General features: G+C 61.2%; 14 protein-coding genes. 11 read left to right on the top strand and 3 right to left on the bottom strand.

Translation table 11 applies throughout. The features are described 5' to 3' along the window. Window positions 1–241 precede the first annotated feature (241 nt). The 3 genes from EDC26_RS18180 to EDC26_RS18170 form a co-directional block, all read right to left on the bottom strand. Complete coding sequence (locus EDC26_RS18180; protein WP_132585422.1) at window positions 242–2,818, bottom strand: cation:proton antiporter domain-containing protein; 2,577 nt, start codon at window positions 2,816–2,818, stop codon at window positions 242–244. 521 nt (window positions 2,819–3,339) lie between these two features. Further along, a complete protein-coding gene (gene rpoH, locus EDC26_RS18175; RefSeq protein WP_132585419.1) occupies window positions 3,340–4,224 on the bottom strand; it encodes an RNA polymerase sigma factor RpoH in 885 nt (294 codons plus the stop codon). Between the two features lie 112 nt (window positions 4,225–4,336). Continuing rightward, window positions 4,337–4,771, bottom strand: coding sequence for a MarR family winged helix-turn-helix transcriptional regulator (locus EDC26_RS18170; RefSeq protein ID WP_132585416.1), 435 nt, complete (start codon window positions 4,769–4,771; stop codon window positions 4,337–4,339). A gap of 205 nt (window positions 4,772–4,976) precedes the next feature. Here EDC26_RS18170 and EDC26_RS18165 point away from each other — a divergent pair, with 205 nt between their 5' ends. The 11 genes from EDC26_RS18165 to EDC26_RS18115 all read left to right on the top strand — a co-directional run bounded on the left by EDC26_RS18165 (window position 4,977) and on the right by EDC26_RS18115 (window position 18,411). Continuing rightward, window positions 4,977–7,178, top strand: a complete 2,202-nt coding sequence (locus EDC26_RS18165; protein WP_132585413.1) for an indolepyruvate ferredoxin oxidoreductase subunit alpha — start codon at window positions 4,977–4,979, stop codon at window positions 7,176–7,178. A gap of 9 nt (window positions 7,179–7,187) precedes the next feature. Continuing rightward, entirely contained in the window at window positions 7,188–8,726 is a 1,539-nt protein-coding gene (locus EDC26_RS18160) for an indolepyruvate oxidoreductase subunit beta family protein (protein ID WP_132585410.1), read from the top strand. Next, on the top strand, window positions 8,723–9,700 hold the full coding sequence (locus tag EDC26_RS18155) for a PDR/VanB family oxidoreductase (RefSeq protein ID WP_132585407.1): 978 nt from the start codon (window positions 8,723–8,725) through the stop codon (window positions 9,698–9,700). Before EDC26_RS18160 ends, EDC26_RS18155 begins: the two co-directional genes overlap by 4 nt. 9 nt (window positions 9,701–9,709) lie before the next feature. Beyond that, window positions 9,710–11,032 carry an aromatic ring-hydroxylating dioxygenase subunit alpha gene (locus EDC26_RS18150; RefSeq protein WP_132585404.1) on the top strand — a complete coding sequence of 441 codons (1,323 nt, stop codon included), beginning with the start codon at window positions 9,710–9,712 and terminating at the stop codon, window positions 11,030–11,032. Further along, a complete protein-coding gene (locus tag EDC26_RS18145) occupies window positions 11,029–11,523 on the top strand; it encodes an aromatic-ring-hydroxylating dioxygenase subunit beta (protein WP_132585401.1) in 495 nt (164 codons plus the stop codon). Before EDC26_RS18150 ends, EDC26_RS18145 begins: the two co-directional genes overlap by 4 nt. Window positions 11,524–11,533: 10 nt before the next feature. Further along, on the top strand, window positions 11,534–13,174 hold the full coding sequence (locus EDC26_RS18140; RefSeq protein WP_132585398.1) for an AMP-binding protein: 1,641 nt from the start codon (window positions 11,534–11,536) through the stop codon (window positions 13,172–13,174). Continuing rightward, window positions 13,171–14,346, top strand: coding sequence for a thiolase family protein (locus tag EDC26_RS18135; RefSeq protein WP_132585395.1), 1,176 nt, complete (start codon window positions 13,171–13,173; stop codon window positions 14,344–14,346). The genes EDC26_RS18140 and EDC26_RS18135 overlap by 4 nt, the downstream gene beginning before the upstream one ends. Next, window positions 14,343–15,587 carry an SDR family NAD(P)-dependent oxidoreductase gene (locus EDC26_RS18130; protein WP_132585392.1) on the top strand — a complete coding sequence of 415 codons (1,245 nt, stop codon included), beginning with the start codon at window positions 14,343–14,345 and terminating at the stop codon, window positions 15,585–15,587. The genes EDC26_RS18135 and EDC26_RS18130 overlap by 4 nt, the downstream gene beginning before the upstream one ends. A gap of 13 nt (window positions 15,588–15,600) precedes the next feature. Further along, entirely contained in the window at window positions 15,601–16,404 is an 804-nt protein-coding gene (locus EDC26_RS18125) for a cyclase family protein (RefSeq protein WP_132585389.1), read from the top strand. Then, the gene (locus EDC26_RS18120) at window positions 16,397–17,125 is read left to right on the top strand and encodes an SDR family NAD(P)-dependent oxidoreductase (protein WP_132585386.1); all 729 of its coding nucleotides are present in this window, start codon (window positions 16,397–16,399) and stop codon (window positions 17,123–17,125) included. Before EDC26_RS18125 ends, EDC26_RS18120 begins: the two co-directional genes overlap by 8 nt. A 137-nt stretch (window positions 17,126–17,262) precedes the next feature. After that, window positions 17,263–18,411 (top strand): ABC transporter substrate-binding protein, encoded by a 1,149-nt coding sequence (locus tag EDC26_RS18115; RefSeq protein WP_132585382.1) that lies wholly within the window; start codon window positions 17,263–17,265, stop codon window positions 18,409–18,411. Window positions 18,412–18,534 lie beyond the last annotated feature (123 nt).

The following is an 18,534-nucleotide window of genomic DNA, read 5'->3' as shown; positions in this document are numbered from 1 at the left end:
AGTATCGCTTTTGCCCTATGGCGTAGCCAAAAGCCGTTCGATTTAAATCGTTTTTTACTGAAAAAGGCTTGATTAAAACTATAGAATCTCAAACATGGCCCGCCGACAGCCCCCGCCTTCCCTTCGTCAGCATCCGGAGCACGCCTTACGCCGGCCCCGCCCCGGCCCCCATAGACGGCGTCTTCAAATACCCAAACATCCTGTGCCGTATACCGTTTGACCAAAAACGCTCTAGCCTGCTTTAAGCGCTAACGCCCGAGGGGCCTGGGGGCGCGCCAGGCCCTTGCGCAGGCGGCATGTCCGGCAGCGGCTCGTACTGGCGCGCGCCCGACTGGAACTCCTGCCAGACGGTCAGGGCCCGCAAACGCTGCTTGGCAACGGCCTCGATCGTTTCACGCAGCGTCTGGTCACGCGCCAGCAGTCCGTCAAAGTCGCGGCCCGGCAACATCAGTAACCGGCTATAACCCAGGGACTGCGCGCGCACGACAAAGTCCTGACCGGAGATAAGCGATATTTCGCCAAAAAACTCACCGGTGCCCAGTTCTATGGTCGTACCGTCGGGCAGATCGATGGACACCGCGCCCGAGGCTACAAAGTACATGGCGCGTAAACGGCCCGTCGAGATGCTGATGGGCTGATCGGGTACGGCCAGCCGCGGCTTCAGAAGCTTGCTAAGGGCCGCAAGCGCTTCGGGAGACAAGCCTTCGAACAAAGGCACCCGCTTGATCAAATCGCTGGCGCTCATGGCGATATCGAGCGCCGGGCGGGTCTCGACATGCTCCCATCGATGGCCGATCTGCCGGACCAGATCGGCGTACACCTCGCCACTGATCAGAGACTGCGACAACATATCGCGATAGCGCATGTTTTCAAGGGAACGCGCAATGCGTCCCAAATAGGATTCCTGCAGCCACATCGCAAACGACGGATATTGCAGGTTAAGCGCCCCCATGGCGCTTTCAAGTTGAACCAGACGTTGTCGATGAGCCTGCACAATCGCGGTGGTGGCCTCTTCGCCCAGCAAGGGGGGAATTTCAATCTGCGCAAACTGAATCAGTTCCCGGGCGACCGAACGCTTGCTCATCAGATTCATGAAACGATGCGCCAGCTCGTTGGCCAGCCAGCGCTGAGAACCGAAAATCGTGTGCATGCGCAAAGACCAGCGAAATGCAGTCGAATAACGCAAATCGGCCGCAATGGCGGATTCAAAGCCCGCTAAACCACCGGCCCGCACCGCATCGCTCATGCGCTCGGCCCGCGCCAGCAGGGACTCGGCCATGCGCCAGTCGACAATTTGCGCCTTGAGTCCATCAAAAAACAGCTCCTCTTCACGCGCGGCAACAATCGCCAAACCCACCGCTACTTTTTCGGCGTGCGACAACTGACGCACCTGCGCATCATCCACGCTCGTCAGGCTGGCATCGAACACGGCACGGATACGGGACTGCACGTCGTCGCCTATATGTTCTTTACGAGCGATCTCGTCGGTTTTATCACGCAGATCTTCCAGAGCCACTACCTGGGCCTGGTTGCGAATGGTGCGCTCGATCGACGAGAGTTGATTGAGGTGCAGGCGGCGGATGAGCGGGCGCAGGCTGATGCCGTTGATGAACAGGGTCATCAGCACGAAACCGGTGGTGGCTACGGCCACAAACTGCCGTACATCGTGGGGCACATTGGATTGCTCGGTCACCGCCAACGCCAGGGCCAGGGACACCGCACCGCGCAAGCCCCCCCACCACATGACAATACGGAAAGATCGGCTGACCCGGGTGCCAAAACGCGTCAGACTCAAAAGGGGCACGACGCCAAACACCATGACAGCGCGCGAAGCCAGCGCGACCAGAAACAATAGCAGCACCAGCAAAACCTGCTTCCAGGTCGCCTCGGCCATCATGCGCGGAATCAGCATGGCGGCGAAGACGAAAATCAGCGAGTTGGCCCAGAAGCCGAACTGGGACCAGGCGCTGGCCATCTGCTCGAACGTGGTGGGTGACATGCGGGTGCGGCCGACCGACCCTACGACCAGGCCGGCAATGACCGTTGCCACCACGCCGGACACGCCAAAATAATGTTCCGAAATAAAAAAGGTCAGGTAGGCCACGGCGACGGTCAGCGTCACCTCCGCCGCAGGCCAGCCTCGCAGCCACATGATCAGCCAGCAGGCCAGGCGCCCCATCAGGAAACCGACGGCGGCGCCGCCGACAAAACTGACCAGGAAGCCCCCGAGTACCGTACCCACCGAGATATCGTCGCCGCTATAAAGCGTGGAGAGCAATACGGAATAAAGCGCAATCGACGCGGCATCGTTGAACAGCGACTCGCCTTCGACCAGCGTGGTCAGGCGTTTAGGCGCCCCGACCTCGCGAAACACCCCCACGACCGCGGCCGGATCGGTCGTGGCGACAATGGCGCCCAGCATCAGGCACACAATGAGGCTGTAATGAGAGATCGCGCTGATCGAAAAACCCACGGCCATGGTGCACACCACGACGGCCACCACCGCCATCATCAGAATGGGGCCCAGATCGTCGAGCAGCCGCCGTACGTTGAGCGCCATAGAGGTCTCGAACAGCAATACCGGCAAGAATACGAACAGGAAAGTCTCGGACGAGACCTGGAAATTCTGCAGTGAATCGAGAAAATCGGACATCACAATCGGCGCCCAGGCATGGACGTGGACCACTAGGCCCAGGGCAAATCCCACAATGGCCAGCAATACCGAATAAGGCAGGCGCAGCCGGCCGGCCAGCGGCGGCATGAAGCACACCAGCGCCAGCAAGCCCGATAATCCGAATACCCAAAACCCTATCTGCATGATTCGATCCCTTAAGTCATGCGCCAGCGGCCCGACCGCACGCTCCTGTAGCGGTCCATCGCCTGAGACTTAGGATAGCGGGTTTTTGGCCAATTTTTTTGCCGCGGCGATATTTTTTTGTAGCGGGGATATTTTTTGCAATGGCGATTTTTTTGTAGCGGTCGTTTTTGTAGCAGCACCCCTTGTGGGTGCCATTTTCGATAAACAGTGTGCAGGTTATTGCGTAAACGGCAGCCACAAGGGCTGCCGCTACATAACGTGAAGATATCCCCAAAATCACGCAGGCAAAAAAAAGGGACTCGAGGCGAGTCCCGGGAACATCCGTTTCAAAAGGGAGGGGAAAAGAGGAGAAGCCGAAACGGACGACAAGAGCCTGAACCCGGCAACGGGTGCCAAATTCGCGGTCTATGGGGATTAGTCCGGCTGAGCTTTAATTAGTTCGCCATTTTGCATGGCGACCTTGTATCAAAATATGTCTAACGCAGATAACTCGAAAACAGCCTTAAAACACGGCTGGCGGCTTAAGCCGCCAGCGCCACCCGCATTTTCTTGAATGCGGCCACTTCAATCTGCCGCACTCGCTCGGCCGAAACGCCCAGCTCGGCGGCCAGTTCGTGCAAGGTCGCACCGCCTTCGTCCTGCAGCCAGCGCGCTTGGACGATGCGCCGCGAGCGTGCGTCCAGGCCGTCAAGGGCGGCAATCAGGCCAGGGCCTTGCAGGGCATCGTGCGCACGGCGCTCGAGCACCCTGGAGGGCTCCTGCTGGCCCTCATCGGACAGGTAGGCAATGGGCGCATAGGCGTCGTCATCGTCGCTTTGGCTATCTAAGGCCATCTCTCTGCCGGACAGGCGCACTTCCATTTCGCTGACGTCTTCGGGCCGCACATTCAGCTCTTGCGCAATCGCACTAACCTGGTCGGGATCAAGCGTCTGGCCGTCGGGACGCATCCTGCGCAAATTAAAGAACAGTTTGCGCTGAGCCTTGGTCGTGGCCACTTTCACCATACGCCAGTTACGTACGACATATTCGTGGATTTCGGCTTTTATCCAGTGCACGGCAAACGACACCAGGCGCACTCCCCGGTCGGGGTCAAAGCGCTTTACAGCCTTCATCAGGCCCACATTGCCTTCCTGAATCAGGTCGGCGTGCGCCAAACCATACCCCAGGTACTGGCGCGCCACGGATACCACCAGGCGCAAATGCGAAATAATCAGCTGGCGCGCCGCGCCCAGATCGGCGTCGTCGCGCAAGCGTCGGCCCAGCTCCGTTTCTTGCTCCTGGGTAAGCAGAGGCACGCGGTTGACGGCCGCAATATAGGCCTCGATCGTACCCAGAGCGCCAGGATTGGAGATGGCCATGGCCAAGGCGTTGTTGGACAAAGCCAACGACTGTGAATTTTGTGTCATCAGGCAGCAGACCCTTCAAGAAGAATAAGCACGGTTTCCATGTTAGCACTCTGGCAGCGAGAGTGCCAATATTAAGACGGCCTACGGGTGTAAAAGTTCCGTTTTGTCAGGATCAGGGGGCGATGATGGCGCGCAGCATGGCGACCAGGCGATCGGCGTGGTCGCCATCGAGCTTTTCAAGCACGCGCTGCTGGTGCTGCATGGCGCGGTCGCACAAACCACGAATCAGCCGGGTGCCCTTGGGGGTAATTCGAACCAGGGTCTGGCGCCGGTCGGCCCGCATGCTTTGCATGGTGACATAGCCCTGGGCGGCAAGCCGCGGCAACACCTTGCTAAGCGTAGGTTGTTTGGTTACCGCCAGCTCGGCCAGATCGCCCACGGTTTCACCCTCTCCCTCGATAAGGCTGCCCAGCACGCGCCATTCGGTCACGGTCAGGCCCGCCTTTTTGACCTCGACGTGAAATTCGGCCGAAATACGATGGCTCGCCCGGGCCAGCACCGAAGCCAGATAGCGATGTACAAAACGAGTCGGCTCTTGGGTCGCCATGAAAGTATCCTTGCTGCAGCAAAAAATCGTAGCCGATGCGCCTTTCCACGTCAATATAATGGTTTGCACGGATATTCAAATGACTGTTATCACTATTAAATTTTGCATATACATGAATTTTCATGTTTTTAATTGACAAGCCGGTGCTTCAACCCTAAAGTATTTAAAAACCGCCCGTGCGACATGGGCGCGCCCAGGAGGAACCATGGCCGAACGTTCATTTAAAAAAGAAGTTCAGCAACTACGCATCGGCGCGGGCGCCGAGTTTCGCGGAGAAGGCATCCTGGCCGTCACCAAGGGTCTGCTGCAATCCGGCGTGGCATACGTGGCGGGCTACCAGGGTTCGCCCATCTCCCACCTGATGGATGTGCTGGCCGATGCCCAGGACATCCTCGAAGAACTGGGCGTGCACTTCGAAGCCAGCGCTTCCGAAGCCGCCGCGGCGGCCAGCCTGGCGGCTTCGGTCATGTATCCGATACGCGGCGCCGTCACCTGGAAATCCACCGTGGGCACCAACGTGGCCTCGGATGCGCTGGCCAACCTGGCCTCGGGCGGGGTGACGGGCGGGGCGCTGGTGATCGTGGGCGAAGACTACGGCGAAGGCTCCTCGATCATGCAGGAACGCACCCACGCCTTTGCCATGAAGTCGCAAATCTGGCTGCTGGACCCGCGCCCCAATCTGGAGAGCATGGTCAAAGCCGTGGAGGACGGCTTCCAGCTCTCCGAAGCCAGCAACACGCCTGTCATCCTGCAGTTGCGCATTCGCGGCTGCCACGTGCACGGCCGCTTTACCGCCAAAGACAACCGGCGGCCCGCCGTCAGCCTGAAGGATGCGCTGGAAAACCCTGCGCGGGATGTCGATCGCATTGTGTTGCCTCCCGCATCGTTTCTGCATGAACAAGAAAAAATCAAGACTCGCTGGCCGGCCGCCGTCAAGTTCATCAAAGAGAAAAAACTCAACGAATTTTTCGCAGGCGAGGTCGCGGATCTGGGTCTGATCCTGCAGGGGGGCCTGTACAACGGCGTGATGCGCGCGCTGCAACTGCTGGGCCTGGCCGATCACTTCGGCAATAGCCGTATCCCGCTATATGTCATGAACGTCACCTACCCGGTGATCGACGATGAAATCAACGATTTCTGCCGGGATAAAAAAGCGGTGCTGCTGCTCGAAGAAGGCCAACCCAATTACCTGGAGCAAAATCTGAACACCATTTTGCGCCATGCGGGCATCGCCACCGTGCTGTCGGGTAAGGACCTGTTGCCCGTTGCCGGCGAGTACACCACCGCCGCCATGCGCGACGGCCTGCAAAGTTTCTTTGCCCGCCACCGCCCTGATGTCCTGCCGAAAATCGATGCCATGCCGGAACCGCCGCCCCCTCAAATGGAAATCAGCCAGGTGGCACGGCCCGTTAAAGAACAAGCCATTACTTTCCAGCGCCATGCCAAAGAGCTGGCCGATATCGTGCCGCCCCGGCCCGCGGGCTTTTGCACCGGCTGCCCCGAACGGCCCATTTTCTCGGCGTTGACCCTGGCGCAGGAAACATTGGGCGAACACCACATTGCCTGCGACATCGGCTGCCACCTGTTTTCAATTCTGCCGCCCTTCAATCTGGGCGCCACCACCATGGGCTACGGCCTGGGCGCATCGAGCACAGCGGCCTTCAACACGCCGTCTTCCAAACGGCCCATCTCCTTCATGGGCGACGGCGGCTTCTGGCACAACGGCCTGGCTTCGGGCATAGGCAACGCGGTCTTCAACAAACATGACGGCGTCATCGTCATTGTCGATAACTTTTACTCGGCTGCCACCGGGGGCCAAGACGTTTTGTCGTCGCGCGCGGAGAACGCCCGCCGATCCACCAACAACCCCATCGAAAACGCGGTGCGCGGCGTCGGGGTCAAGTGGATCCGCACCATCGACCACACCTACGATGTCGGCAAAATGCGCGCCACCATTGAAGAGGCATTGACCACGCCCGAATCCGGCCCCAAGGTCATCATCGCCCAATCCGAGTGCATGCTGAACAAGCAGCGCCGGGTCAGGCCCTTGTTCAACAAGGCCGTGAAAGAAGGCAAGCGCATGGTTAAAGAGCGCTTCGGCGTCGACCCCGATGTGTGCACCGGCGACCACGCCTGCATACGGCTTTCGGGCTGCCCATCGCTCACGGTAAAGGAAAGCGCCGATCCGCTGCGCGAAGACCCCATCGCCCATGTCGACAACAGCTGCGTGGGCTGCGGCCATTGCGGCGAAGTGTCGCACGCCGCGGTGCTTTGCCCCTCGTTTTACCGGGCCGACATCGTGCACAACCCCAGCCGCTGGGACCAGTTCAAGGCCCGAATGCGCACACGCGTCATCGGCTTCCTGCAAGGGCGGCGCGCCGCCCACTTGCGCCAATATTCCTTGTAGGCGACAGACATGAGCACTGTGTTTCATGCCGGCACGCCCATCAAGATCGCCATCCTGGCCATGGGAGGCCAAGGCGGCGGCGTGCTGGCCGACTGGATCGTCGATATGGCCGAGCAGGCCCACTGGTGGGCGCAGACCACCTCGGTCCCCGGCGTTGCGCAGCGCACCGGCGCGACCATTTATTATCTGGAGCTCTTGCCCGAATCGGCCGTGCAAGCGGCCGGCAGCCCACCCACGCTGGCCATGATGGCGACCCCGGGCGATGTGGATCTGGTGATTGCGGCCGAACTCATGGAGGGCGGGCGCGCCATTTATCGAGGCCTGGTCACGCCCGAGCGCACCGTGCTTATATCGTCTTCTCACCGCAGTTATGCGATCGGCGAAAAATCGGCGCGCGGCGACGGCATCGCCGACCCCAACAAGGTCATCGAAGCGGGCAAAGAAACGGCCAAGCGGTTCCTGTGTTTCGACCTGCAAGCCCTGGCCGACCAGGCCGGCAGCGTCATCAGCGCGAGCCTGTTTGGCGCCATTGCAGGCAGCGGCGCCTTGCCGTTTACGCGCGAGGATTACGAAGCCACTATTCGCCGCGCCGGCGTAGGCGTCAACGCCAGCCTGAAGGCCTTCGCCGCCGGTCTGGAGGCGGCCGCGCAGGCGCCCCAGGCGCCGGCGCGCATCGATACGCGCCGCCCGGTTCCCACCGTGCCGGCCACTGCGGCGCACCCCAAGGTGCGCCAGTTGCTGGAGGATATCAAGCAAAATTTTCCGGCACAAGCCCAGCCCATGCTGGTGGCGGGCTTGCGCCGTGCACTGGAATTTCAGGACCTGCGCTATGGCAAAGAATATCTGGAACACATGCGCGATCTTTGCAAGCTCGATGCGCAATTCGGCGGCGCGGCCAAGTCATGGGAGCTCACCTCGGCCGCCGCGCGTTATGTGGCCGTGGCCATGGCCTACGACGACGTAATACGCGTGGCCGACCTGAAAACCCGTGGCTCACGCTTTGAGCGTGTACGCCAGGAAGTGGGCGCACGCGACGACCAGTTGGTCTACACCACCGAGTACATGAACCCGCAAGTTGCCGAAATCTGCGGCACCCTGCCTGCGTTTCTGGGAAGGCGTATCGAAAATTCCAAAGGGCTGAGCCACTTCATCGGCCGCTTTTGCCGCAAGGGGCGATTCCTGCAAAGCGGCACCCTAAGCGGCTTCCTGATGCTGTATGCGCTTTCGGGCATGCGCCGTTTGCGGCGCAGCACGCTGCGCCACCAGATCGAAGCCGCCAGCCTGAACCACTGGCTCAAGCTTATTTCCGATACGGCGCATCATGATTACGACCTGGCGGTCGAAGTGGTGAACTGCCGCCGGCTGGTCAAAGGCTATAGCGACACTCATGCCCGCGGCACCAGCAAATACCAACGTCTGACCCTGGCAGCCAGTCATTTGCTGGGCCAGCCCGACGCTGCGGCGCGGCTGGCCAAATTACGCACGGCCGCCCTGGCTGACGATGACCAGGGCAGCCACCTCGACCAACTTCTAGGCTCCCTGTCGTGACCGCCCTGACCCTTACCGTATCGGCCGTACAGATCGAAACGCCGCTCATTCGATCCCTTGTCCTGACATCGCCGGGCGGAGAGGCATTGCCCGCCTTTACCGCCGGGTCGCATCTGAAAATCCATATCCCCGGAAAACAAGAGCCGCGCTGTTATTCGCTGGTCTGCCTGGAAACCGATCGCCTTCTGTTCGAGGCCCCCACGGCCTACAGGCTGGGCGTACGTATCGAGGACCCCAGCACCGGTGGGTCGCAATACATGCATCAGCTCAAAGTGGGTGACACGCTTGACGTGGAAGGGCCCAAAAACGACTTTCCGCTGCATGCTCCAGAGGCGAACGAAGACCCCATCATCCTGATCGCCGGCGGCATCGGCATTACCCCGGTAGCCTCCATGGCGGCTACGCTCAGGTTGCAACAACGGCTCTACGAGCTTCATTATTACGGGCGCAGCCGCGACCAGATGAGCTTTGTGCGCGAACTCGCCGCACAGCATGGCAGCGCCTTGCGCCTCCATGCCGATGACGATGCGGCCACCCTTCTGCCACTGCCCGCCTTGCTTACCCCGCTCACGCCCGAACAGCATTTATACGTCTGCGGGCCGAAAGGGCTGATCGACGCGGTAATCGAACAGTCCCACGGAAAACATTGGCCGCACTCGCACGTGCATTTCGAATTGTTTGCCAATGCCGCGCCACAGGCGGGGGACCAGGCCTTCGAGGTGGAGCTGCGCCAATCGGGCCGGACATTGCTTGTCCCGCCCGACAAAACCATACTTGAAGTCCTTGAAGACGCAGGCTGCGACCCGCTCTTCGATTGCAGGCGCGGCGAATGCGGCGTGTGCCAGGCAACCGTTCTGGAAGGCACGCCCGACCATCGCGACTATTACCTCTCCGATGACGAACGGGCCGGCGGCCAGGTCATGCAAATCTGCATCTCCCGCAGCCACTCGGCGCGTCTGGTTCTGGATCTATAGGTGACCTCCATGAGTTATCGCAACAACCCCACGGCCGTCCAGGCGCTGGTGCGCCCCGCCGAAGTCCACAAAGACCTGTTCATCGATGAGGAGATCTTCGCCCTGGAAATGGAGCACCTGTTTGCCAACACCTGGGTGTACGTCGGCCACGGCAGCCAGGTCCCCAACGCGGGCGACTTCATCACCACGACGATCGGCGATCAGCCCGTGATCATGGTCAGGCACACCGACAAGACGGTGCGCGTTTTGCACAACCGCTGCCCGCACAAGGGTGTGATGGTGGCCGGCGACACCTGCGGCAACACGGGCAAATTTTTTCGCTGTCCCTATCATGCCTGGACCTTCAAGACCGACGGCGCGCTGCTCTCGATACCGCTCAAGAAAGGCTACGATTCGGCCGTCCTGCAGCAGTGCGAGGCCAGCCACGGCATGGCGCCGGTTGAAAATGTGCGCGATTATCGGGATTTCATTTTTTGCCGCCTGAACCCCGAGGGGCTTTCGTTCGAGGAATTCTTCGGTGAATCGCTCTCGACCATCGACAACATGGTCGATCGATCACCCGAGGGCCGGCTAGAAGTGGCCGGCGGCGTGCTGCGCTATCTGCACGACTGCAACTGGAAAATGCTGGTCGACAACCAGACCGATACCTGTCACCCGATGGTGGCGCACGAATCGTCGGCCGGCACGGCAGTGCGGGTCTGGGAAGATGCCCCCGAGGGCACGCCCAAACCGATGGCGGTGGAACAGTTCGCGCCTTTTATTTCGCCCTACGAATTTTTTGAAGGAATGGGCATCCGCGTCTGGGAAAACGGCCACGGCCATACGGGCGTGCACAACTCGATCCACGCCGCCTATTCGTCCGTGCCGGGCTACATGGAGGCCATGGTCGCCGCCTACGGCGAAGAGCGCGCCCACCAAATCCTGGCCGACACGCGCCACAACACCATCTACTTTCCCAACATCATGGTCAAGGGGCCAATTCAAACCCTGCGCCTCTTCAAGCCGCTGGCGGCCAACCGGACGCTGGTCGAATCCTGGACTTTCCGCCTGGTGGGCGCACCGGACCTGCTGCTTGAGCGCACGCTGATGTACAACCGCCTGATCAATGCGCCCACCTCGGTGGTCGGCCACGACGATCACGAGGTCTACCAGCGCTCGCAGCGCGGGCTGCATTCACGCGGCCGCGACTGGGTCAACGTGGCGCGCCTTTACGAACCGACCGAACCGGAGCGCAAAAACGAAGCCGTCAACGGCACGAGCGAATGGCAAATGCGCAATCAGTATCAAGCCTGGGCACGGTTCACCACCGCCAGCATGAAGGAGCACGCATGAGCCCGTTCCAGCCTCAACAACTCATCGACTTCGTTTATGCCGAAGCACGGCTGCTCGACGAGCAGCAATTCGACGCGTGGCTCGCGCTCTTTACCGACGACGGCCATTACTGGATGCCGCTCACCCCAGGCCAGACCGACGCGCGCCTGCAGGCGTCGCTGATGTATGAAGACACGCTTTTGCTGAAAATCAGGGTCGAACGGCTGTCGGGCCAGCGCACCTATTCGCAACAACCCAAAAGCCGCAGCCATCATCTGCTGCAGCAGCCCACCATCGAAGCCCAGCATCCCTGGCACAATCCCGAACAAGGCCACTATGCAGTGCGCGCCGCCTTTCATTACGTAGAGACGCGCATCGACGAGCAGGCGCTGTATGCCGGCTGGGCCACCTACGAATTGATCGCGCAGGGGCAGGAGCTGCGCATCCGGCAAAAACGCGTCGACCTGGTCAACTGCGACTCGGCTTTGCGCAGTATTCAACTGTTTATGTAAGGGGCGGTTCTTGTCCAGCACATCCGACACCGTCTACGGAGCCTTTAGCGAAAGCGCGCAAAAATGGCCGCAACATTCCTTTCTGTGCGTCACGCCCGAAACGGCAGACATCTATCGGATCAAGGCCGGGGAAATCAGTTATCAGGACTTTCATGAGCGCATCGAACGGCTCAAGGCCGCCTACCAGGCGGCCGGCTATGGCCATGGACATCGCGCCGGCCTGCTGCTGGAAAATCGCCCCGCCTTTTTGCTGCACTGGTTTGCTCTGAACGCACTGGGCGTGTCGGTCGTGCCTATCAACGCCGACCTGCGCGCCGCCGAGCTTGAATACCTGATAGGCCACTCGGAAATCGAGATCGCGATTGCGCTCGAGAGCCATCATGACTCGCTTCACGCCGCCGCCCGTGCGGCGAACCGCTCTCTGGCGATCATCGGCCCCGACAGCCTGCCCGAGCCGGCCGCCAGCGCTGCTCCCCTGGTCCACCGAGCGATCGACAGCGCCACCGAATGCGCCCTGCTGTATACCTCGGGCACCACCGGCCGGCCCAAGGGCTGCATCATCCCCAACGAGTATTTTCTGCACGCCGGGCGCTGGTACGCCAAAATCGGCGGTCTCGCCGCCTTACGCAACGGCGCCGAACGCATGCTGACCCCGCTGCCCCTGGTTCACATGAACGCCATGGCCTATTCGGTGATGGCCATGGTGCTGACGGGTGGATGTCTGATCCCGGTCGACCGCTTCCATCCCAAAACCTGGTGGGACACCGTGCGCGCTTCAGGCGCGACAGTGCTGCACTATCTGGGGGTCATGCCCGCCATCCTGATGAAGGCCGAGCCCGGCAAAGAGGACACCGAGCACCAAGTGCGTTTCGGTTTCGGAGCAGGCATCGACCGAACATTGCACGCGCCCTTTGAAAAACGCTTCGGCTTCCCGCTGCTCGAAGCCTGGGCCATGACCGAAACCGGCGCGGGCGCCGTGATCATCGCCAATCGTGAGCCGCGTTTCATCGGCACCGGCTGTTTCGGACGGGAAGAGCCCGACGTGCTGGTGCGTCTTGTCAACGACGCGGGCGGCCCGGCCCAGAGCGGGGAAAATGGCGAGCTTCTGGTCAAACACAAGGGCGCCCACCCGCGCCTGGGGTTTTTTGCGGGCTACTTAAAAGACGAGGCGGCAACCACCGACGCCTGGCGGGACGGGTGGTTTCACACGGGCGATATCGTGCGCCGCGGCGAAGCCGGACATCTGCATTTTGTCGACCGCAAAAAGAATGTGATCCGGCGTAGCGGAGAAAACATCGCCGCGGTAGAAGTCGAAGGCGCGCTCGTGCAACATCCGGCCGTCAAAGCCGTTGCGGTCGCCGCCGTGCCCGACCCGGTGCGCGGCGACGAAGTCCTGGCCTGCGTGGTCTGCAATACACCGCCTACCCCCCACGACGCCACCGCCCTGGCGCAAGATATCGTTGCCTGGAGCCTGACGCAATTGGCTTACTATAAGGTGCCCGGTTATGTGGCCTTTGTCGAGGCCCTGCCGCTAACCGCCACCAACAAAATCCAGCGCGGAGAGTTGAAAAAACTTGCACTCACCCTACCCGGCACCCCTCTATGCATCAATACCTGCGCCATGAAAAGGCGCCAGGAGCTTCGCTCATGAAGCCGGCGCGGCGCGGCTACGAGGGCATTGTTGCAACGGCCCCCGTCACCATCCCTTATGTGCGCTACTCCATCTACAGCGCGCACTGGTGGCTGGGCAAGGCATTGGGCGCTCTGGTGCACAAGGCGGGCATCGCCAAAACCGATATCGACGGCCTGTGCGTCTCCAGCTTTACACTCGCGCCCGATACCGCAGTAGGCCTGACCCAGCATCTGGGCATGAGCCCACGGTGGCTCGATCACATCCCCATGGGCGGGGCCAGCGGCGTCATCGCGCTGCGCCGCGCGGCCCGGGCCGTACAGGCAGGCGACGCCGATATCGTTGCCTGCCTGGCCGGCGACACCAATCACGTGGACTCGTTCCGGCATACCCTGAGCCAGTTTTCACGCTTTGCCCAGGACGCCGTCTATCCCTACGGCGCGGGCGGCCCCAACGCCAGCTTTGCTCTGCTGACCAAAAACTACATGCGGCAAACGGGCGCGACCCGCGAAGATTTCGGCAAGCTGTGCGTGGCGCAGCGCGCCAACGCCTTGCGCTTTCCTCATGCGCTCATGAAAAAGCCCCTGAGCCTGCAGCAGTACCTCGATGCGCGGCCCATCACCGAGCCCATCCATCTGTTCGATTGCGTCATGCCCTGCGCGGGCGCCGATGCCTTCCTGGTGATGCGCGAGGAAAAAGCGCAGGCGCTCGAGCTGCCTTATGCGCGCATCCTCTCCACCATCGAACGGCACAATGCCTGGATCGACGACCCGATGCAGATGCGCGGCGGCTGGTCCGTAGACCGGGACGCGTTCTACGAGCATGCCCAAGTCAGTCCTGCCGATGTCGATTTTTTGCAGGCCTACGACGATTACCCGGTCATCAATATGATGCAGATCGAAGACCTGGGTTTTTGCGAAAAAGGCGCGGCGCCGCAATTCGTGCGCGAGCATACCTTCACCACCGACGGCAGCTTTCCGTTCAACACCAATGGCGGTCAACTGTCGGTGGGCCAGGCGGGCGCCGCGGGCGGCTACCTGGGCATGGTCGAAGCGCTGCGCCAGCTTACCGACCAGGCGGACGCAACCCAGGTCGCACACGCCCGGATCGGACTGGTGAGTGGCTTTGGCATGATCAATTACGACCGCGGCATCTGCACCGCGGCGGCCCTGCTTGCAAGGAGCCAGGCATGACCGAAGCCCTGCGCCGGCCGCCTAAAAAGAATCCGGTTGCACGCACGCGGCAGGTGACCTTGCCGCCCGGCACGCGCAGCCGTTGCGCGCTGGGCCTGACCGCGGCGGCGGCGCTCGGCCGGTTCGAACTCCAGGTCTGCCCGCAATGCCGGACCGTGCAATACCCGCCGCGCGAAGTATGCGGCCATTGCCTGTCCGACCAGCTTGCCTGGCGGGCCGTGAGCCCGCTGGGCACGCTGCTGGCTTCAACGGTTTTGCATCACAGCAACGATCTGTATTTCCGCGAGCGCCTTCCCTGGCGCATCGGCACGGTTCATTTGGCGGCCGGCCCGGCCATCGTGGCGCACGTGCATGGCGACTGCGTGGACGGCGACGCGGTCCGAATGACCCTTAAACTTGATCGTAGCGGCCAGGCCGTGATGATCGCTCTCCCCGAACAGGCGACCCCGAATATGGAAGACGACCGCACTTTGCGCGAAACATCCTGCAACCCCAGGCTTAGACGCGCCCTGGTCACCGACGGCAAAACGGCGCTGGGCATGGCCATGATTACGGCACTGCTCGACGCTGGCGCCGGCACGGTCTTCGCGGGCGACCCGGAAACCTGGAAAAAATCGGCGGAATTCAACGCGCTATGCAAAGACCCACGCATCCAGGTGCAAGCACTCAATGTCACCGACTCCGACTCGGTCGAACGCATCTCGCGTTCCATCGGCGGCAAGGTGGAAATTCTGGTGAACACAGCCGAATACGAACGCGACGGCGGCGTGCTGTTCAATCGCGATCTGAACCGCGCGCACGACGCGCTGGACGTCAACTGCATGGGCCTGTTGCGGCTGGCGCAGCATTTTGGCCCTGCCATGGCCGGCCGCGCCGCCGACGGCGTGAACAACGCCGTAGCCTGGGTCAACATTCTATCGATCTACGCCCACGTCAGCCTGCCCTCGCGCGGCATCTGGTCGGCCTCCAAGGCCGCCGCGCTATCGGTGGCGCAATGTCTGCGCAACGAGCTGCGCCCATCCGGGGTGCGGGTCATCAACGTCTTCCCCGGGCCTATCGACCAGGAGTGGGAGCAACTGACGCCGCCGCCGCGGATCAACCCCAAAGCCGTTGCCGGCGCCATCGTCAAAGCATTGCAAGAGGGCGTCGAGGACGTGTATGTGGGCGATGTGGCCCAGGAATTCATGGCCCGCCTGCGCGACAACCCCAAGGGGCTAGAGCGCGAGCTGGGAAATGCTTGAACAGGGAAACACCATGACCACACCAGTATTAGCCCAGTTCATGTCGGAACTGATATCGGGAAACATCAAGATCGTGGATCTGACCGAGACCCTGGCACCCGAGTTTCCCACCATCGTGCTGCCGCCGGAGTTTGGCCAGGCATGGCCCTTTCGCATCGAAGAGATTTCGCGCTACGACGAACGGGGGCCCGCCTGGTACTGGAACAATTTTTCCTGCTCGGAGCATACCGGCACGCACTTTGACGCGCCGGTGCATTGGGTCAGCGGCAAGGATCAGCCCAACAATACGGTGGACACCATCCCCATCGACGCCTTCATCGCCGAAGCCGCCGTCATCGATTGTTCGGCGCAGTCCCGCGACAACCCGGATTTTCTGCTGACCATCGATTTCGTCAAGCAATGGGAAGCCGAGCACGGCCGCATCAAGCCGCGCTCCTGGGTATTGATGCGTACCGATTGGTCGCGGCGCGCCAAGCCCGACGATTATCTGAACATGGACGACGAGGGCGCCCACTCACCCGGGCCGGACGCGCAAGTCGTGCCCTGGCTGATCAAAACACGTGACGTGCACGGATTCGGCACGGAATCGGTGGGCACGGATACGGGCCAGGCGCAGCACCTGGATCCGCCCTTCCCGTGTCACTACTTCATGCACGGCAATAATCGCTACGGGCTGCAATGCCTGACCAACCTGGACCAGTTGCCCGCCACCGGCACGGTGATCTTCGCCGCGCCGCTGAAGATCCGCAGCGGTTCGGGCAGCCCCTTGCGCGTGCTGGCCCTGGCCCCTCGCCTGGCGGAGGGCCGTCATGCCTGATTCATACACCGCCGTCGTCACCGGCGGCAGCGCCGGGATCGGCGCCGAAATCTGCCGCCAGATGCTCGATGCCGGCTACAGCGTAATTTCTATGGCCCGCCGCGCACCCGATTTCAGCCATCCCAAACTGCAGTCGGTCAACGTCGACCTGCTCGATGCCCGCGCCACCACGCAGGCCTGCGCCGAGGTGGCCGCAAAGCATGAGATTACGCACGTCATTCACAATGCGGGCGTGATCTGGCCGCACCTGCTGGCCGACGTCACACTCGACGAGTTGCAGGGCTTGACGCAAATCCATCTGGGTTCCGCGATTTCACTGGTACAGGCCTGCCTGCCGTCGATGCAGGCGCAAAAATTCGGCCGCATCGTCATGATGTCCTCGCGCGGCGCGCTGGGCCTGCAAACCCGCACGGCCTACTCGGCCACCAAGGCCGGCATGATAGGCATGGCGCGCACCTGGGCGCTGGAACTGGCCCCGCAAGGCATCACCGTAAACGTTGTGGCGCCCGGCCCCATACAGACCGATATGTTTTACGAGGTGATTCCCGCGGGCAGCGAGCGTGAACGGAACATTGCCAAAGGCATTCCGGTGCAGCGCCTGGGCCGCGCCGACGATGTTGCCCGCGCCGTCATGTTTTTTTCAAACCCGGCCAACGGCTTCATTACCGGCCAGACCCTGTATGTATGCGGCGGGGCCAGCATAGGCTCGATCACCATCTGATTTGCACCACGCTTTAAATTTGCCGCTTCATCGGCAAGCGCTCTTTTGTTTTAGATATAGACTATTTATACTTGAACCCGGCCGCGGCATGGCTGGACTCAACAGATAATTTTGCGACACTCATGGGAGACAACAATATGTTATTTAAAAAGCTTGCAACGGCCGTTGCCGTCGTTTCGGCGCTCGGCGCCGCACCCGCGATGGCCCAGGTCAAAATCGGCGTGGTTGCGTCATCCACCGGGCCCACCGCGCTCATCGGCATCCCGCAAAAGAACACGGTGCCACTACTGCCCAAAAAAATCGGTGACCTGTCGATCCAGTATATTTCGCTCGACGATGGCAGCGATCCGGCGCAAACCGTCACCAACTTCAAGAAACTGATTACCGAAGACAAAGTCGACGCAATCATCGGGCCTTCCGGGTCTCCCAACGCGATGGGTGTCATCCAGTTTGCGGCCGAATCAGGCACACCGATGCTCGCTCCGGTCGGGACGGCGGCCGTTGTCCTGCCCATGACGGATCAGAAGAAATGGGTTTTCAAAACCACCCAGAACACCGATATCATTGCCCGCGCGCTCGTCGGGCAAATGGTCAAAACCCATGTCAAGACCGCCGGCTTCATCGGCTTGAATGACGCCTATGGCGAAGACTGGCTGAAGGTCTTCACCCAGTTGGCCAAAGAGCACCATATCAAGATCGTCGCCACTGAGCGGTATCAACGTTCGGACAGCTCCGTCACCGGCCAGGCGCTGAAAGTGCTGGCCGCCAAACCCGATGCCGTGCTGATCGCCGGCACCGGCGCCGCCGCCGTTCTGCCCGAAGTCACATTAGCCAAACAAGGCTACAAAGGCACGTTTTACCAAACCCACGGCGCGGCGCTGCCGGCGTTCCTGAAGCTGGGCGGGAAAGACGTCAACGGCACCGTACTGGCCGCGAGCCTGATGCTGGTGCTGCCGGAGATTGCCGATAGCAATCCTTCGAAAAAAATCGCCGAGCACTATATAGACGAGTACAAAAAAATGTATGGCGAGAAACCGGCGACATTCGGCGCCAACGTCTATGACGCCGGGATGCTGCTGGAACGCGCCATCCCGATTGCCGAGAAATCGGCCAAGCCAGGCACCAAAGAGTTTCGCAGCGCTTTGCGCGATGCACTGGAAAAAACTCATGAGCTGATTGCCACCCAAGGCGTCTACAACATGAGCCCCGCCGACCACAGCGGCTTCGACGACCGCGGCCGCGAACTGATCACGGTCAAGGATGGGCAGTGGAGGTTGCTGAAGTAATTCGTAGCGGCTGCCTTTGTTTGTAACGGTACCCCTTTGTAGCGGCACCCCTTGTGGGTGCCATTCTTGCTATGGCGGCCATTGTTTATTTGCTTTTACCTGGGTTCTTGCCAAAACGGCGAC

The sequence above is a fragment of the Paralcaligenes ureilyticus genome, from assembly GCF_004346225.1.
Lineage (GTDB): Bacteria > Pseudomonadota > Gammaproteobacteria > Burkholderiales > Burkholderiaceae_B > Paralcaligenes > Paralcaligenes ureilyticus.
The sequence above is the reverse complement of the archived record's forward strand: the minus strand, read 5'-3'. Positions and strand labels throughout refer to the sequence as shown.

Excerpts from the sequence above, each read along its gene's own strand:
- rpoH (WP_132585419.1), bottom strand. The coding sequence starts at position 4,224 with ATGACACAAAATTCACAGTCGTTGGCTTTGTCCAACAACGCCTTGGCC.
- EDC26_RS18120 (WP_132585386.1), top strand. The coding sequence starts at position 16,397 with ATGCCTGATTCATACACCGCCGTCGTCACCGGCGGCAGCGCCGGGATC.
- EDC26_RS18130 (WP_132585392.1), top strand. The coding sequence starts at position 14,343 with ATGACCGAAGCCCTGCGCCGGCCGCCTAAAAAGAATCCGGTTGCACGC.
- EDC26_RS18170 (WP_132585416.1), bottom strand. The coding sequence starts at position 4,771 with ATGGCGACCCAAGAGCCGACTCGTTTTGTACATCGCTATCTGGCTTCG.
- EDC26_RS18115 (WP_132585382.1), top strand. The coding sequence starts at position 17,263 with ATGTTATTTAAAAAGCTTGCAACGGCCGTTGCCGTCGTTTCGGCGCTC.
- EDC26_RS18150 (WP_132585404.1), top strand. The coding sequence starts at position 9,710 with ATGAGTTATCGCAACAACCCCACGGCCGTCCAGGCGCTGGTGCGCCCC.
- EDC26_RS18145 (WP_132585401.1), top strand. The coding sequence starts at position 11,029 with ATGAGCCCGTTCCAGCCTCAACAACTCATCGACTTCGTTTATGCCGAA.
- EDC26_RS18165 (WP_132585413.1), top strand. The coding sequence starts at position 4,977 with ATGGCCGAACGTTCATTTAAAAAAGAAGTTCAGCAACTACGCATCGGC.
- EDC26_RS18125 (WP_132585389.1), top strand. The coding sequence starts at position 15,601 with ATGACCACACCAGTATTAGCCCAGTTCATGTCGGAACTGATATCGGGA.
- EDC26_RS18160 (WP_132585410.1), top strand. The coding sequence starts at position 7,188 with ATGAGCACTGTGTTTCATGCCGGCACGCCCATCAAGATCGCCATCCTG.
- EDC26_RS18180 (WP_132585422.1), bottom strand. The coding sequence starts at position 2,818 with ATGCAGATAGGGTTTTGGGTATTCGGATTATCGGGCTTGCTGGCGCTG.
- EDC26_RS18135 (WP_132585395.1), top strand. The coding sequence starts at position 13,171 with ATGAAGCCGGCGCGGCGCGGCTACGAGGGCATTGTTGCAACGGCCCCC.